Here is a 15999-nt window from a genome sequence, read left to right as displayed (position 1 = left end):
CGAGCTGCGGTCCATCGGCGCAACGGTTGTTTCCTCGCGTCCGGACGTCCGTCCCCGGAGATTAGTTCCGGTCACCCGGGTGCCGTCGACGGCCGTCCGACGCCCCGGCGGTCGGGCCGCCGTCGGCCCGGTGGGCGGCGACGCGGTGACCCGCCCGGCCGTAAGGTGTCGGTGCCGTCGTATCTCACGCCCCGGGGAGGCCACCGATGGACGAGCGGTACCCGCCGATCGAGCCGTACGACCACGGCCTGCTCGACGTCGGCGACGGCAACCGGGTCTACTGGGAGGTGTGCGGCAACCCCGCCGGTCGGCCCGCGCTGGTCGTCCACGGTGGACCGGGCTCGGGCTGCGGCCCGTGGCCGCGACGGAACTTCGATCCGGCCCGCTACCGGGTGGTCCTGTTCGACCAGCGCAACTGCGGGCGCAGCACCCCGCACGCCGCCGACCCGGCCACCGACCTGCGGCACAATACCACCGAGCACCTGATCGCCGACATGGAGCGGCTGCGGGAGCACCTGGGTGTCGACCGGTGGCTGCTGTACGGCGGTTCGTGGGGCTCCACGCTGCTGCTGGCGTACGCGCAACGGCATCCGGAGCGGGTCTCCGCGATCGTCATCGCCGCCGTCACCACCACCCGCCGGTCGGAGATCGACTGGCTCTACCGGGGCGTGGGCCGGTACTTCCCCCGCGAGTGGGAACGGTTCCTCGCCGGGGGCGGTGTCGGGCCGGACGACGACGTGGTGGGCGCATACGCCCGGCTGGTGGAGGACCCGGACCCGGCGGTACGCGACCGCGCCGTGCTGGACTGGTGCGCCTGGGAGGACGCGCTGGTCTCCACCGAGGGGGTGGGCAACCCGTACGGCGACCGGCCGTCGGCGGACCGGATCGCCATGGTCCGGATCTGCGTCCGCTACTTCTCGCACGGGGCCTGGCTGACCGAGGGCGCCTTGATCCGCGACGCCGGCCGGCTGGCCGGAATCCCGGGCGTGTTGATCCACGGCCGGCTCGACCTGGGCAGTCCCCCGATCACCGCGTGGCAGCTGCACCGGGCGTGGCCGGGCTCGCGGCTGCACCTGGTCGAGGAGGCGGGCCACTTCGGCACCGCGGCGACCCGCCGGCACCTGCTGGCCGCCCTCGACCACTTCGCCACCACCGACTGAGCCACCGGGCAGCCGGGCAGCCGGCGGCGGGACAGCCGGAGGGCAGGCAGCCGGCGGCGGGCGAGCAGCGGGCGGCCAGGAAGCCGGCGGGCGGGGCCGGCGGCACGGGCCGAACGGGGACGGGATCGAGGGCGGGACACGACATCGATCAATGCCGCCCCCTAGCGCCGACCGCCGCGGTGACAATATCCTCCACTGCACGTGCAGCTGCCGGAGATCGTCTTCACGTTCGTCGGCAGCGCCGCCGCCGGTCGCCGAGGAGCCGCCATGTCCGCCGTACGCCCCGCACTCGACCGCCGTACCCTGCTGCGGGCCGGCCTCGGCGCGGCCACCGTCGCGGTCGTCGGGTCGGAGCTGGCCCTTCCGTCCGCCGCCGCGGCCGCTCCCGACGCCGACCTGGACTGGGTCATCGACTGCGCCGGGTGGGGCGCCCGGCCGCCGGCCGACCCGCTGTCGGTCAGCACGATCCCGACCAACAAGATCATCGTGCACCACATGGCCTTCCCGAACGTCACCGACCAGTCCCGGGAGCAGGCGGTCAAGCTGGCCCACGACTGCCAGGACCTGCACATGGACGGCAACGGCTGGTCCGACACCGGGCAGCACTTCACCGTCAGCCGGGGCGGGTACGTCCTGGAGGGACGGCACGGCAGCCTGGACCGGCTGCGGGCCGGTGACCGGCAGATGGTCTCGGCGCACTGCCCCGGCGAGAACGGCCGGGCCATCGGCATCGAGAACGAGGGCACCTACGTCACCGACACCCCGCCGCAGGAGCTGCTCGACGCGCTGGTCAGGCTCTGCACCACCGTCTGCCGGCAGTACGGGCTGCACGCCCACGACATCTTCGGCCACTGGGACTTCCGCACCACCCTCTGCCCCGGCGCGCAGTTCTACCGGCTCTTCCCCGGGGTGCGTCGACAGGTCTTCCGCCGGCTCGGCACCCGGTTGACCGACGTGCCGGCCCGCCGCTGGCCCGACCTGTGGCGCTTCGTCAGCTCCCCCGCCGTCCAGGTCGCCCAGTACCTGCTGGCCTACCGGGGCTACCCGGTCACCCCGAACGGCACCTTCGACGCCACCACCATCGCCGCGATCGCCGACTGGCAGGCCCGCAACGGCATCCCGGTCGACGTCGACGCCACCCTGACCGGCCCCACCTGGGAGGCCCTCGTCCCGGAGCTGGACTGGAACGCCACCGGGCTGCCGGTGCAGGCGGTGCAGTTCATCCTGAACTGGAAGGGCTACACCGAGGTCACCGTCACCGGCAGTTACGATCACGCCACCCGTCGGGCGGTGCAGGACCTCCAGACGTTGCACGGGCTGCCCCGCACCGGCCGGATCCCCACCAGCACCTGGTGCGCCCTGGTCGGCGGCGTGGTCCGGCAGTCGTTCCAGCGCCGCTGACCACCGCCGCGCGGGCGGGCCGTTTGGCCGGCGGCGGTAACGGGGAGTGTGGCCGGCATGAAGTGGGCCAGCCGCACCCTACCCGTGATCGCCGCCGCCGTCGCCGGCCTCGCCGCCCGTGACGTCCTCCAGCGCGACCACGCGCTGCTCCGCAACTTCCCGCTGGTGGGACGCGCCCGCTACCTGCTGGAGGCGATCGGGCCGGAACTGCGGCAGTACATCGTGGCCGGCAACGACGAGGAGCGGCCGTTCACCCGGGACCAGCGGCGGTGGATCTACGCTTCGGCCAAGCAGGAGAACAACTACTTCGGCTTCGGCACCGACAACGACATCGAACGCAGCCCCGGCTACCCGATCATCAAACACCGCACCTTCGCCCGGACCGTCCCGTCGTCGGTGCCGACCGCCGGGCACGACGTGCGGCTGCCGGCGGCGAAGGTGCTGGGCGGGGCACGCGGCCGGGCCAGGGCGTTCCGCCCGGCGTCGGTGGTCAACATCTCCGGGATGAGCTTCGGTTCGCTGTCCGGGAACGCGGTGAGCGCCCTGAACCAGGGGGCCGCGCTGGCCGGCTGCCTGCAGAACACCGGCGAGGGCGGGCTGTCGCCGTACCACCGGCACGGCGGGGAGCTGGTCTTCCAGCTCGGTACGGCGTACTTCGGCTGCCGGGACGCCCGGGGGAGGTTCGACCTCGCCCGGCTGCGCGACCTGGTCGCCGGCGCACCGGTGCGCGCCCTGGAGATCAAGCTCAGCCAGGGCGCGAAGCCCAGCCTGGGCGGGCTCCTGCCGGGGGCGAAGGTGTCCGCCGAGATCGCCACGACCCGGGGCATCGAGCCGGGCCGGGACTGTGTGAGCCCGTCCCGGCACGCCGAGTTCTCCGACTGCGACAGCCTGCTCGACTGGGTGGAGCTGCTGGCCGCCGAGACCGGGCTGCCGGTCGGGATCAAGTCCGCCGTCGGCGACCTGGGCTTCTGGGAGGAGCTGACCACGCTGATGCGGGACACCGGGCGGGGCGTCGACTTCGTCACCGTGGACGGCGGCGAGGGCGGCACCGGCGCCGCGCCGCTGATCTTCACCGACTCGGTGTCGCTGCCCTTCCAGCAGGGCTTCGCCCGGGTCTACCGGACCTTCGCCGAGCGGGGACTGCACGAACAGACCGTCTTCGTCGGCGCGGGCAAGCTGGGCCTGCCCGACAACGCGGTGGTGGCGTTCGCGCTCGGCTGCGACCTGGTCAACGTGGGTCGGGAGGCGATGCTGGCGATCGGCTGCATCCAGGCTCAGAAGTGCCACACCGACACCTGCCCGACCGGCGTGGCCACCCAGAACGCCTGGCTGGCCCGGGGCCTGGACCCGGCCCGCAAGTCGGTGCGGGCGGCGAACTACATCGGCACCCTGCGCCGGGACCTGGTGAAGGTCGCCGAGGCGTGCGGGGTGGAGCATCCGGGGCTGATCGACACCGACGCGGTCGAGATCCTCGACGGCCGGACCTCCGCCCGGCCGCTGCGGAAGGTCTACGGCTACCGGCCGCAGTGGGGGCTGCCGTCGGCGGCCGACCGGGCGGAGATCGCCCGGCTGATGGCCGGCGAGGCACCGGAGGGCGGCAGCGCCCTGCCCTCGGCCACCGCGCAGGGTCGAGCCGAGCCCGGCGGACCCGCCCGGCACTGACCGGCCGGCCCCCTCGACCGACGACCGGCGGCGGGGTGGCCCGCCACCCCGCCGGCCCCGGTCACCAGGCGCAGGGGGCGTAGTCCTTGAGGAAGCAGCCGTACAGCTCCTCGCCCCGCTCGCCCCGGACGATCGGGTCGTACACCCGGGCCGCGCCGTCGACCAGGTCCAGCGGGGCGTGGAAACCCTCGTCGGCGAGGCGCATCTTCGTCGGGTGCGGGCGCTCGTCGGTGATCCAGCCGGTGTCGACGCTGGTCATCAGGATGCCGTCGGCCCGCATGTCCTCGGCGCTGGTGCGGGTCAGCATGTTCAGCGCCGCCTTGGCCATGTTGGTGTGCGGGTGTCCCGCCCCCTTGTAGCCCCGGGCGAACTGACCCTCCATCGCCGAGACGTTCACCACGTACGCCCGCCCGGTCGGGGCGGCGGCGAGCGCCGGCCGGAGCCGGCTGACCAGCACGAACGGGGCGGTCACGTTGCAGAGCTGCACCTCGAGCAGCTCGACCGGGTCGACCTCGTGCACCCGCTGCACCCAGCTGTTGGTGTCCCCGAGGTCGGGGGCGAGCCCACCGGCGTCCACTGCGGTGGCGGCGGCGATCCGCTCCGGCGTGGCGGACCGGCCGGTCAGCGCCAGCGCGGTGAGGGCGTGCGGGGCGATGGTGGGGGCCGGCAGGGTGCCGTCCGGCAGCGCCAGGGTGACGCCCCGGCCGCCGGTGAAGGTGAGCAGCTCCGGCAGCGGCCCCTCGGGCAGCGCCACGGCCTCGGCAGCGACCAGGTGGGCGTACGCGCCGGGGGTGCGGCGTACCGTCTGCGCGGCGTTGTTGATCAGGATGTCGAGCGGACCCTGCGCGGCCACCGCGTCGGCCAGCGCCACCACCTGGGCGGGGTCACGCAGGTCGATGCCGACGACCCGCAGCCGGTGCAGCCAGTCGGCGCTGTCCGGCATGGCGGTGAACCGGCGGACCGCGTCGTGTGGGAACCGGGTGGTGATCGTGGTGTGCGCGCCGTCGCGCAGCAGCCGCAGCGCGATGTACATGCCGATCTTGGCGCGTCCCCCGGTGAGCAGCGCCCGCCGTCCGGTCAGGTCGCACCGCGCGTCGCGGCGCTCCCGGTTGAGGGTGGCGCAGTCGGGGCAGAGCTGGTGGTAGAACGCGTCGACCTGGCGGTAGCGGGTCTTGCAGATGTAACAGCCGCGCGGGTTGATCAGGGTGCCGGCGGAGTCACCGGCGGTCGGCGAGGCGAGCGGGATGCCCCTGGTCTCGTCGTCGATCCGGCCCGGTGCGCCGGTGGCGGTGGCGGCGGTGACCGCACGGTCATGGGCCAGCACGGCCTCCCGCCGCTCCTCGCGCCGCCGCTGCTTCACCATCTTGAACAGCCGGGCGGTGGCCCGCTGTACCCGGACCACGTCCGGGTGGTCGCTGGGCAGCGACTCCAACGCCGCGAAGACGCGCAGCGCGACCGCCAACTCGTCCTGGTCGACCCCCGGGCTGCCGGCGTCGTGCCCCCGGCTGCCGGCGTCGCCCGGTTGTCCGACGTTGTCCACCGTCATGTCCGCTATCGTCCCGCCCTGGCCTCCGGGGCCGACCGCCGGCCCGACCCGGGAACTCTACGCACCCGGACCGGACCGCCGCGACGTCCGTGCCCGGTAGCGGCGGTGAGCTGGGCCACCGCCGGTCCCGAGGGCGCGAGCGCCACACTACATCAGCATTTATCGATACCAGGGGACACTCCGCGGAGTGACCGGTTGATAGCCTGTCGGTCATCACGGTCCGCCGGTCACCGGGGCTCGCGGCGCGGCCGGGTCCGGTGTCGGCGTGGCGGTGGCCGGTGCTCCCCGGGGAGGGTGAGATGTGGGCGGACGAGGCGACGCTCGACGCGACGGCCCGTCGGCTGGACGAGTGGGAAGCGTCGTTCACCGATCGGGCGGAGCGGGCGAGGCAGCTCGCGGCGCAGGTGCAGGCCCTGACCGGCACCGCCCGCAGTCCCGACCGGACCGTCGAGGTCACCGTCGACCCCACCGGCCTGCTGGTCGACCTGCGGCTGGACGAACAGACCCGGCAGCACAGCGCGGCCCACACCGCCCGGCAGATCATGGCGACCAGCCGCGCCGCCCGCGCCGACCTGCTGCGACGGATCACCGAGGCCACCACCCGCACCCTCGGCCCCGACGACCCGACCGCCCGGGCGATCATCGAGTCGCACCGGCAGCGGCTCCACCCAGGCCAGGGCACACCGGATGCCGGCCGTTGACCACATCCGGGTCGACCCGGACGACCTGACCACCCACGCCGCCCACCTGGACCGCTGCGCCGACAGCCTCGACACCGCCCGCCGCGCCGGCCAGCACGTCCAGCTCGACGCCGACGCGTACGGGCAGCTCTGCGCGATCATGCCGGTGCTGCTCGCCGGCCTCCAGCGGACCCTGGTCGACGGTGTCGACGCCGCCGCCGGATCGGTCCGCGACACCGCCGCGAGACTCCGGTCCGGCGCCGACGGCTACCGGGCCGCCGACGCCCGCGCCGCCCGGCAGCTCGACCGGGTACGGGACCGCCGGTGACCGGCAACCCCCTGGTCGCCACCGCGTCGCCCGCCGGCCCCACCGCCTGGGCCGGGATCTGGATCGGCGAGGACATCGAACTCATCGCCCAGGGCATCCGCACCGGCAGCTGGATCGACGGCAGCCTCGGCGTGGTCAGCGCCGGCCTGGACGCCCTCGCCCTCGTCTCCGACCCGGTCGGCGCGCTGCTCCAGTACGGCATCGCCTGGCTCATCGAGCACGTCAGACCGCTCAGCGAGGCCCTGGACTGGCTCGCCGGAGACCCCGCGCAGATCACCGCGCACGCCCGGACCTGGCGCAACGTCGCCGCCTCCCTGCGCGCCGACGCCGCCGACCTGACCCACGCGGTCCGCACCGAGGTCGCCGGCTGGGGCGGCGACGCCGGCCCCGCCTACCGGGCCTGGGCCGCCGAGCAGCACCGGGCCGTCACCGCACTCGCCCAGGGCGCGGACACCCTAGCCGCCGCCACCGAGGGCGCCGCCGGCCTGGTCGCCGCCGTCCGGCTCCTCGTCCGCGACGCCATCGCCGCCTGCGTCTCCCGCCTCATCGTGTACGCGGGCGAACTGCTCGTCACCGGCGGGTTGGCGACACCGCTGGTGGTGGAGCAGGTGACCACGCTGGTGGGGTCGTGGGCGGCCCGGATCGCGCGATTGCTGCGCGGCTTGCTGGCCAGCCTGCGACGGTTGCTGCCGGAGCTCCGCCGCCTGGGCGACCTGATCGACGCGCTCAAGCAGGCACTCAACCGGCTCCAGCGCGCCGGTCCCACTGCTGATGACCTCAATCGAGTACGAGGCAGAGGCCGGGGGCCCCGGATGCCGATGAGCCTGGAGTCGGTACAGGCGATAGTCACCAAATACGGTATCGAAGTTTCCGGCATTCGGTTCAGCATCAACAACCGGATCTCGGGCGTGTGCGGAGTGACTAGACCCGATCAATCGGTCATGCTCTGCCGCGAGGCGTTCCGCAGCGAAGAGGATCTGGCCCGGACCCTCGAGCACGAGAAGTTCCACGTGTCGGAACTCCGGGACGGGCGTCCCTACCCTACGACGCGTGACGAGGCCGATGCCTTCGAGGACCGGGCGTACGCCCACGAAGAACGATGGTGGAACGACCATCCGGTCAGGCCAGACGGAGGACAGTGATGGCGAACTTCGACGAGTGGCTGGACGCGTACGACGTCGTGTACCGCACCCTGCCGGCCTCCTCTGATCATCCGTGCCCGAACTGCGGCCATCAGACTCTCCGCCTCGTCTTCACCGCTCCTCCAGGGGCACGACACGGCTATGCCTCCTTCTGGTGCGACACCTGTCTGGAAGGAATTCACCTCTCCAGAGCGCCCGTCCCGGACGGGGTCAGGGCGCTCTCCCTTGACCTGCCCGCCGAGGAACGCAAGCGTGGCATCCCCAACTACCGCCTCATCGCGTAGCACCGGCAGACGGTCCGTTCACCATCCTGCTCGTCCGATAGCAGGGATCATCGGGTCATGTCTCACCGGTGCCCGTGAAGCGGCTGGTCACGTCGTTTCCGTCGCGGAGGTGGTCGGCGAGCCTGATCCGTACGCCGGCCCGGACCACTTCGGTGCCCGCTCCGAACGTCGGCGGCATCCGGCGGGTACGCCACCAGCTCAGCGACTCCCCCGCCGCCCGTTTCTCCCGCTTGAGGTCCGCCTCCGCCTCGATGACGTCGGCGTGCCGGCCCTCGACGACCTCCACCACCTGGGCACCCGCCCGCAGATGTTGCCGCACCCGATCCACCCCGCCGACGCCGAACTTCTGCACCCCCCGGTGCCGCACCAGATACAGCAGGTACGGCGTGTCGCGCAGTGCGGCGAAGGTCCGGTCCTCGGGCTCGGGTGGGCACCGGGCGCAACTGCGGTCGCGGAGGCGTTGCCACGAGTCGCAGCGCAGGTGCCGTCCCCAGGTGCCGTGCGAGAAGGATTCCTGCCGCTCGCCGTACCAGGGTAGGCCGTGGACGTCGCCGACCAGGTCGGCCCAGCCGTCGCGGCGACGCCTGTCGAGTTCCGCGTCGAGCGCGATCATGGCCTGGAACTCGGCGGCGGCCCGGGTGGGGATGGTGTCGGTGACGGCCAGGCCGGCGAAGCGGCGTACCTGGTCCGCGAGTTCCGGCTCGTCGGACAGTCGAGACAGCAGGCGTGCCCCGGCGGCGAGGCCCGTGCCGGCGGACCGCTCGTCCAGGCAGAGGTGGCACCGGGTCCGCCATTTGGTGCGACAGACCCGGAGGCTGGCGCAGGTGCGGCACCGGTAGAGGTCGACGCTGCCGTCCGGCAGCAGGCCGAGTGGTTGCATCTGGTCGGCGACCAGGTCCGCGCACGGTCGGCAGTGGACGAACCAGGCGATGTCCGGGCCACGCCGACGGGTGTTCGCCCGACCGTCGACGATCTCCCCGCAGTTGACGCAGATGCGCTCCGTGGGTCGGCTGGCCGTCGACCTTCGCGTCGTCATTCGCCGGTGTCGGCGGAGCGCCGGTTGCGGGTCCGGTGGGCGCGTGCCGCCTTCGCCTGCGGGGTTCCGTCCCGGCCGCCCTCCGTCCAGGAGACCCCGCTGTAGTCGTCCCAGCGGGCGTCGAGCTTGGCCGCGTCGCTCTGCCCGTCCGGCGTGACGGTGAAGTCGCAACCGATCGCCTGCATCTGCATCCACACCGCGTTGACGATGTCGGCGTACTTCTCTGGTCCCACGCCCCGGAGCCGTACCGTGAACTGTCGCTCGTCCTGGCTCACGGCAGGCGGATTCCGGTGCAGGGGTTGCTGTGCGCGGGGCGGTGCCGCATCCAGAAGACCACGTCCAGGACGCGGATCAGGCTCACCACGTCGGGCAGTTCCGCCTTCTCGTGCAGTGCGCGGAGCCGCTGCCCCAACACGCCGTCCTCCTCGCGGAGCCTGCCGTGCAGCCACTCCCAGAAACCGGTGCCGGTGCGGTAAGCGCAGGACACCACCGCGTCGTACACCGGCACCAGCCTGGGACGCTTGCGGGCGAGCAGCTTGCCGGCGATGACCCGCCCGATGCCGTCTGCGCCACGCAGCGCCCGCCATGCGGTGTCCGCAGCACCGCCCGCCACCACCAGGGGGTACGCCTTGTCGGCGCCCAGCGCGACGTCGACCGGAATCCTCGCCAGCTCGACGGCGACCCGTTCACCGAGCGGCCCCTGCAACAGGTCGAGCGCGCTCCGGGGCGGCACCCGCACGTTGAGCAGTTCCACCGCGACCAGATCCTCGGCGGTGATGGCACCGGCCGTTTCGGGGCGGTCGCCGCCGCCACCGAGATGGTCGAACTGACCACCGGTGAACGCCGCGTCGCCGGTGGCCAGATAGTAACGTCGCAGGTCGGAGACCGACCGGGGGTCGTCGAGCACGGCCAGCATCTCGGCGAGAGTCAGAGGCTGCGGCACTGTTCTCCTTCGGGGTCCAACGGTCAACGGCGGCGAACGACAGATACGGGCGGGGTGTTCCGCTCCACGAGGCGTAGCGGGCCTCGCGAGCGCGGGTGCCGACGACGAAGTGCAGACAGCGTTCCCGGAGCAGGTCGTTGTCGTGTCGCACCTGGTCCACCTCGGCCGGCATGACCTCCTTGGCGAAGAGGATGGTCTCGGCGTTGAGGGCTACCATCGGCACCAGCCACTGTGGTAGATCGCGCCCCGGGTACGCCGAGCACGGCGGCGAGCCCGCGCAGCAGGATGCTACGTCAGCATCCACAGTGGTTGACAACGGAATCTCCCTTGTGGATTGCAAGTCGGGTTCGCGACACCGCGTAATGTCGATCATCGCCTAGGCTGCGACGACCTGAAACCGAGGGACGGGGCGAATCCTCCGTGGCAAAACCAGAAACCACCGGTGAGCACATCTGCCGCCACTGCGGCGTCATCTGCGTCTCACGCGACGGTGAGTGGATACATCCCGAGCCTTGGCGCACCTTGAAGGCACGACGGATCTGCAACCATCCCGACTCCTTGCGATCGGCCACGTCGCAGGAGGTGAAGCGCGGTGCGATGCAATCGATCCGCCGCGATCGCTGGATACAGGAAGCCCAGCTACGGCAATGCGTCGTTCCCACCGACAGTGCGGTCGAAGTGGCTGTCGTGGGCTGCTACCAGTTGCACCCGAGCAGCAATGAACACCCTCGTGGTTGGGGTTACCTCGCCGACGACGGCCACTTCGGCTTCGGGGCGACCACGACCCATCGCCGTTTCGACGGCGATGGGGAGTTGGCGGCGGAGGCAAGGGCACTCTTCTGGGCTCTGCGCCGGCTCATGCCGAGGTATCGGGTGACCGTCATAACCGACTATCCGGCCATCGCCGACATGATCAACGCTTGGCGTCGGGGCGATCTCACCGTCGCTCCACCCGGCTATGACCGCTCTGATCGCCCATCCAGCCGGAAGGCCAAGCTGATGCTGCTGGCACCCCGGGTGCACGAGCACGCCGACCGGGTGACGGTACGGATAGTCGACAGCTATGAGGACACCGCACTCGGTCGTGGAGCCAACGAGCTCTCCATCCTCGGCTGGAAGATGGGCGCCGGTGAGCTCACCAAGACATCGGCGGGCGAACGTGCCCTCACGGCCGCAAGCAGTTCCCTGCACGTAGAGCCGACCCTGATGCCCGACGCACACAGGTCCGATGACAGCGACGAGGTCGAGGATCATGACTCCCCGCACGAAACCACCTCATCCGATGAAGGCGACAGCATGACGAACGACCCGTCCCAACAGCGCCGTCGAGAGCTCCTCATCAACGGACGCCGCGTCCGGATCTCCGACCTGCTCGACGCCGGGCTACTCACTCCTGGCACCGAGCTGCGGTACCAGCAGAAAATCGGCGAACCCGCATACAGCGCGACCGTCACTTCCCGGGGACAGCTCCGCCTTCCGGACGGACGGGAGTTCGGCACCCCGTCCCGGGCGGCTGTGGAGGCTTCCGGTCTCGTCGCGGTGCCCGGGTGGGCGGTATGGCGGGTCCAGCCGAGCGGACAGACACTGCACCAACTGCGGGTAAAGCTCCTCAAGGACGTCGCCGAGGAGGTGGAAGCGGACCACGCCGGTCCACACGAGGAGGCTCAGGCGGCACGACACCGCTTCACCCTGCTGGAGGAGGCGCGAGCAGACGCCGAGGCAGGTCGTCCTCGTACCTTGACCGTCCGCGAGTTCATCAAGCACTGGGGCGTCGAGGACCGCGACCGGACGGCAAGTGTGCAGATCGACGCGGACCTGGCCAACCACGGCCTGACCACCGTTCCCGACTTCCGCACCGTGGGCCTGGACAGGACGATCCGGATCGTGGGCCTGCCCGAGGGAGACGACGCCGCCACCGTGGTCGAGCCCGGGGTCGACAGCAGCGAGTTGGTGCCGTCCGCCAGTGACGAGGAGAGCATCGACGTCGGGCTGACGCTGGGCAACCTACTGCCCGACGAGATGTCATTGACCTGGGTTTCCCCTACCGCCTCGTTCGAAGAGGCGATCACGGCAATGCAGGTGGACGACTTCTCCCAGATCGCGGTGCTGGCCGACCCGCACACACTCCACGGTGCAGTCAGTTGGGAGTCGATCGCCGCTGCCAAGCACCGTGACGCGGACGCCACCTTCAGCGACGCGATCGATCGTCGTGCAGCCACCCGGGTATTCGACTACCACGTCCGGCTTCTCGACGTGCTTGGCACCCTCCAGCGGGATGGTTTCATCTTCGTCAGAGACGACCAGGAAGAGATCACCGGAATCATCACCGCCGCCGACGTGGTGCGGAAGTACGACGAGACCGCGACCCCCTTCTTCCTGATCGGCGAGATCGACCAAGAGTTGCGGCAACTCCTGCAGAACACGTTCGACGATGAGACCGTCAAACAGGCATGCCGGTCGGCCGGCATGTCGTTCAAGTCGTTCGACTCGATGTCCGTGGGTCAATACCAGGCGGTGCTCAACGATCCGGACTGCTGGAAGCAGCTCGGGTGGCCGCTCGACCGGACGATCTTTATCCAGCGTCTCGACCGGCTGCGTCGGGTTCGTAACAACGTGATGCACTTCAATCCCGATCCGGTCAAACCCACGGACGTGCGCAAGCTGCGGAACTTCCTCGACCTGATTCGTCGGTACCGCGGTTGACAGCACACCGTCTCCCACTCGACCACGGAGGCGACACGACAGCGAACGTCCGGAACCAAGCCTCACGCTATTGACGTAGGGACATTATTCGATCACTCTGGGTGCCTGGCGTGCGGTGCGCCGGCACCGGGGGTGGGCGTGGAGATCGATTCCCTCGTACGGGCGCTGAGCCACCAGTCGCTGCTGGCGCTGGAGTCCTCCGAGCAGCTCGTCACCGACGTGCTGCGGTATGCCCAGACCCACGCCAAGAACCGTGAGGCGTACTGGTATCACAAGCAGTTGCTCCCGGTGGACGTCGGTAGCGGCGGGCTGCGGACCAGCCCGGCGCGGGTGCTGCACGAGCTGGGCGTGGCCACCACCCTGCTGACCGCGTCGCCGCTGTCGCAGGTGGCCCGGCACTGGGCCGCCGTGCGCTACTGCGCCACGCTGACCAGGACCAAACGGGGGCTTCTCGCCCTGACACCCGACGCCAACGAGGTCGTCTACCACCACAAGGTGACCCAGTCCGAGCAGTTGGGCATCGGCCTGGCCCTCGTCGTCGCCAAGCACGTGCTCCGCCGCCAGTTCCGGGGGTGGACGTTCCACGCGGTCGACGCCGAGGTGGCGTTGAAAGCCGGTTTCGTGGACGGGGGCGGTGCGGTGGAATCCGTCTCGCCGACCAAGAAACGACCGGACTACATCCTGCTCGGGCACCACGCCACGAAGACCCGCCGCCGGATGAAGATCGTGATCCTGGAGTGCAAGGGCACCCACCAATCGCCGAGTTTCCTCCACGGCCAACTCGCCCGAGCGGCCGTCCAGGTGGAGGCGCTGTCGGTGGGCGGTAGACACCCGCCGTCGCTGATGGTCGCCTCGCACCTCACCCAGGCCGGGATCACCGCCTACGTGCTCGATCCGCCCGGCGACGGCGAGCTGTGGTCCGGCGACGACGCGGAGCTGGACGGCCTGTTGAGCACCCGCCCCGAGGACAGGTTCTGGCGACCGCGTACGGCCACCCCTGCCGACATCCGGTCGGAGCAGCCGCCCAGCGGCCCACCGGTGCCGGCCGGCGCGGCCGGCACCGAGCCGGCCGAGGAGTTGCCGCCCGGCGCACCCCAGGTCTTCGACGTACCCGAGCCGGAGCGTGGCTGGTTCACCCAGATCCTGACCCGTGCCGTGGCAGCCACCGCACTGCTGTTCGCCGGCAACAGCGCCACCGCCGGTGATTACGCCACCCCACGGCAGCGGGGTACGGAGGATCGGACATCCCAGCCGGTCCTGTTCGACCTGGACCCGGCGTGGGCGACGAGCAGCGCGACGACGCTTGCCCTGCCGAACGGGATCTCGGCGGAGGGCACCCGGCACCGCGCGCCCCTGGGCGGGGGCCGGGTGCTGGAGGTGTTCTGTGGCGTGGAGAGCCACCTCTACCGCGGGCTGACCGACGGTCGGATCAGCGCCTACCTGTGCGGGACGCCCCGACCTTCTTCCGTGGGCTCCCGGCAGTACCGGTCGACGGTGCGGTCTACTCGTACGGCACCGACGGGACCGTCCTCGTCGTCCGGGTCCTCGACGACAATGCCTGAGCATTCACAGCAACGGTTATCATTACTGGTGACGGCGGGAGCAGAGCAGAAGGAAACAGATCATCGACGGCGATTCGAATACTCGCCATTTCGCTTCCCCTTACCCCGCGAGTGGGGTCTAACGAACGTCGTTCCATCGGGCAACGGTTGTTCGACAACCCCGGCCACTCGACACGCCTCTTCGCGCAACGCGAGCTGCTCCGCCGACGGCTTTCTACCTGCCGGGAGTTTTCTCGTATGCCCAGCAACTCGATGCTCCTTGCTTTCAGGCCGAGTCGTGTACCTTTTCTTCGGGCGAGGCGTCAACCCCTTCTCAACGAGGGGAATATACTGGAGCATCTGAACACGTTTCTCTCCCGCACGCGGAGGTGCCGACGGAACACCCGTCTGGTCTAGGCTGCCGAGCACCTGCCAGAGCTTCTTGCGGCCGACGAGTTCGCTCACCGACGAACCAATTTCGCCCAGGAGCGACTCCGGCATGCCTTGCGCCATACAGTTTGACCGCAACGCCGCCCCGGGCATAGTTGCCGTCCCATCGGGACTCAGATAACCCAGCTTACGTACTGTCCGCATCACCCAACCCTGCACAGTAAGGCCATGCCTCGCTTCGCCTTCATCGACTTCCGGTAGATGCTCCCTGGTGACCACACGCGAGTCGTATTCGTGATCGAATTTAACACCTTCGACGCGCTCCGGCACCTTCAACAATTTGGTTCGAATAGTAACCGTAGATCTGTCAACTTGCCAACGAATAGAAAGAACCGTCCCGGAAATTAGATAATCGGGCCAACGGACGCCATGGAGTTCCCACCGGTCGCGGTACCGTAGTTCAACGCCATGAGGCTCCGGATTGAATGAATGCTGACAATCGTCGTGGTAGATTCGAAGTTGCAAAATCTTTCCACGCCAACCGTCGTTTAGACCGAAGTCCGGCACCGGACACCAGCCTTCTTTGATATGCACACCGCGTAACGGGACACGCCACCCGATCCCCCCACGCCTTTTAGGCACATCTACTGCCCGACTCTCCCACACGGTGCGCGGTGCATCGCCCAGGTCCACCGCGCCCACGACAGTGGAAAGCCCTTCACCCTCCACAGAAACGGCATTAGGGGATTGATCTCCGATGCCTTCAACTCGAAGCGACCGCACCGCCACATCCATCCGCCCTCGCACTTTTCGTGCAATCTCCCCTGCACAGTCGGCACAAGGGTGGGGACGGCGAGTCTTTGCGCATGTCATCCGATGTTCTTCACATGTCTCGGCAACCAATCCATGGAGCGTGGGATCTTCAGATCCCACCGCCCTCGCGGCTTCGGCTAGACAGCGGGCACGCAGTCTCTGGAAGGAATCCCCCCGACGTAGCTGCGCCACCTTTAGCTGCAAGTTGTCGACGATCAGCTCCGCTTCTAGGCATCTAGCTGAAGCTCGGGCATATAGTTGCCCCGCCCTTCTGAGCTGAGCAAACAAGCGCTTCTTATCTGATGGGGAAGCATGGTTGCGCAGCTCAGTCTCCACGAGCTCCTGATCCCGTTGCAGTTTATTCTTGATT

The 15999-nt window shown here is 70.0% G+C and carries 13 protein-coding genes; 9 read left to right on the top strand and 4 right to left on the bottom strand.

Translation table 11 applies throughout. The features are described from left to right. Positions 1–206 precede the first annotated feature (206 nt). The 3 genes from pip to GA0070623_RS03190 all read left to right on the top strand — a co-directional run bounded on the left by pip (position 207) and on the right by GA0070623_RS03190 (position 4223). Positions 207–1160 (top strand): prolyl aminopeptidase, encoded by a 954-nt coding sequence (gene pip / locus GA0070623_RS03200; protein ID WP_067312446.1) that lies wholly within the window; start codon positions 207–209, stop codon positions 1158–1160. Positions 1161–1361: 201 nt separating this feature from the next. Further along, positions 1362–2561, top strand: a complete 1200-nt coding sequence (locus GA0070623_RS03195) for a peptidoglycan recognition protein family protein (RefSeq protein WP_231932642.1) — start codon at positions 1362–1364, stop codon at positions 2559–2561. A gap of 57 nt (positions 2562–2618) precedes the next feature. Then, positions 2619–4223 (top strand): FMN-binding glutamate synthase family protein, encoded by a 1605-nt coding sequence (locus tag GA0070623_RS03190; protein ID WP_067312462.1) that lies wholly within the window; start codon positions 2619–2621, stop codon positions 4221–4223. 61 nt (positions 4224–4284) lie between these two features. Here the strand turns inward: GA0070623_RS03190 and GA0070623_RS03185 are convergent, their stop codons facing one another. Next, positions 4285–5769, bottom strand: coding sequence for an SDR family NAD(P)-dependent oxidoreductase (locus GA0070623_RS03185; protein WP_084261478.1), 1485 nt, complete (start codon positions 5767–5769; stop codon positions 4285–4287). Positions 5770–6068: 299 nt separating this feature from the next. Here GA0070623_RS03185 and GA0070623_RS03180 point away from each other — a divergent pair, with 299 nt between their 5' ends. From GA0070623_RS03180 to GA0070623_RS03165, 4 genes are read left to right on the top strand one after another with little or no spacing between them, the layout of a single operon-like run. Beyond that, complete coding sequence (locus tag GA0070623_RS03180) at positions 6069–6470, top strand: hypothetical protein (RefSeq protein ID WP_067312455.1); 402 nt, start codon at positions 6069–6071, stop codon at positions 6468–6470. Beyond that, the gene (locus GA0070623_RS03175; protein WP_067312444.1) at positions 6457–6777 is read left to right on the top strand and encodes a type VII secretion target; all 321 of its coding nucleotides are present in this window, start codon (positions 6457–6459) and stop codon (positions 6775–6777) included. Before GA0070623_RS03180 ends, GA0070623_RS03175 begins: the two co-directional genes overlap by 14 nt. Beyond that, positions 6774–7919 (top strand): WXG100 family type VII secretion target, encoded by a 1146-nt coding sequence (locus tag GA0070623_RS03170; RefSeq protein WP_231932641.1) that lies wholly within the window; start codon positions 6774–6776, stop codon positions 7917–7919. Before GA0070623_RS03175 ends, GA0070623_RS03170 begins: the two co-directional genes overlap by 4 nt. Further along, positions 7919–8203, top strand: a complete 285-nt coding sequence (locus GA0070623_RS03165; protein WP_067312452.1) for a zinc ribbon domain-containing protein — start codon at positions 7919–7921, stop codon at positions 8201–8203. The genes GA0070623_RS03170 and GA0070623_RS03165 overlap by 1 nt, the downstream gene beginning before the upstream one ends. A 55-nt stretch (positions 8204–8258) precedes the next feature. Here GA0070623_RS03165 and GA0070623_RS03160 read toward each other — a convergent pair whose 3' ends face one another. Genes GA0070623_RS03160 through GA0070623_RS03150 form a run of 3 tightly spaced genes read right to left on the bottom strand, consistent with a single transcriptional unit; the run spans position 8259 to position 10182 of the window. After that, on the bottom strand, positions 8259–9239 hold the full coding sequence (locus tag GA0070623_RS03160; RefSeq protein ID WP_067312441.1) for a hypothetical protein: 981 nt from the start codon (positions 9237–9239) through the stop codon (positions 8259–8261). Then, positions 9236–9514, bottom strand: coding sequence for a hypothetical protein (locus GA0070623_RS03155; protein ID WP_067312437.1), 279 nt, complete (start codon positions 9512–9514; stop codon positions 9236–9238). The genes GA0070623_RS03160 and GA0070623_RS03155 overlap by 4 nt, the downstream gene beginning before the upstream one ends. Then, the gene (locus GA0070623_RS03150) at positions 9511–10182 is read right to left on the bottom strand and encodes a DUF6308 family protein (protein ID WP_157517597.1); all 672 of its coding nucleotides are present in this window, start codon (positions 10180–10182) and stop codon (positions 9511–9513) included. The genes GA0070623_RS03155 and GA0070623_RS03150 overlap by 4 nt, the downstream gene beginning before the upstream one ends. 420 nt (positions 10183–10602) lie before the next feature. Here GA0070623_RS03150 and GA0070623_RS03145 point away from each other — a divergent pair, with 420 nt between their 5' ends. Beyond that, positions 10603–12885, top strand: coding sequence for a restriction system modified-DNA reader domain-containing protein (locus GA0070623_RS03145; protein ID WP_157517596.1), 2283 nt, complete (start codon positions 10603–10605; stop codon positions 12883–12885). Positions 12886–13023: 138 nt separating this feature from the next. Next, positions 13024–14790 (top strand): hypothetical protein, encoded by a 1767-nt coding sequence (locus GA0070623_RS03140; protein ID WP_157517595.1) that lies wholly within the window; start codon positions 13024–13026, stop codon positions 14788–14790. The last annotated feature ends 1209 nt before the right edge of the window (positions 14791–15999 follow it).

Source organism: Micromonospora rifamycinica (assembly GCF_900090265.1).
GTDB classification, from domain to species: domain Bacteria; phylum Actinomycetota; class Actinomycetes; order Mycobacteriales; family Micromonosporaceae; genus Micromonospora; species Micromonospora rifamycinica.
The sequence above is the reverse complement of the archived record's forward strand: the minus strand, read 5'-3'. Positions and strand labels throughout refer to the sequence as shown.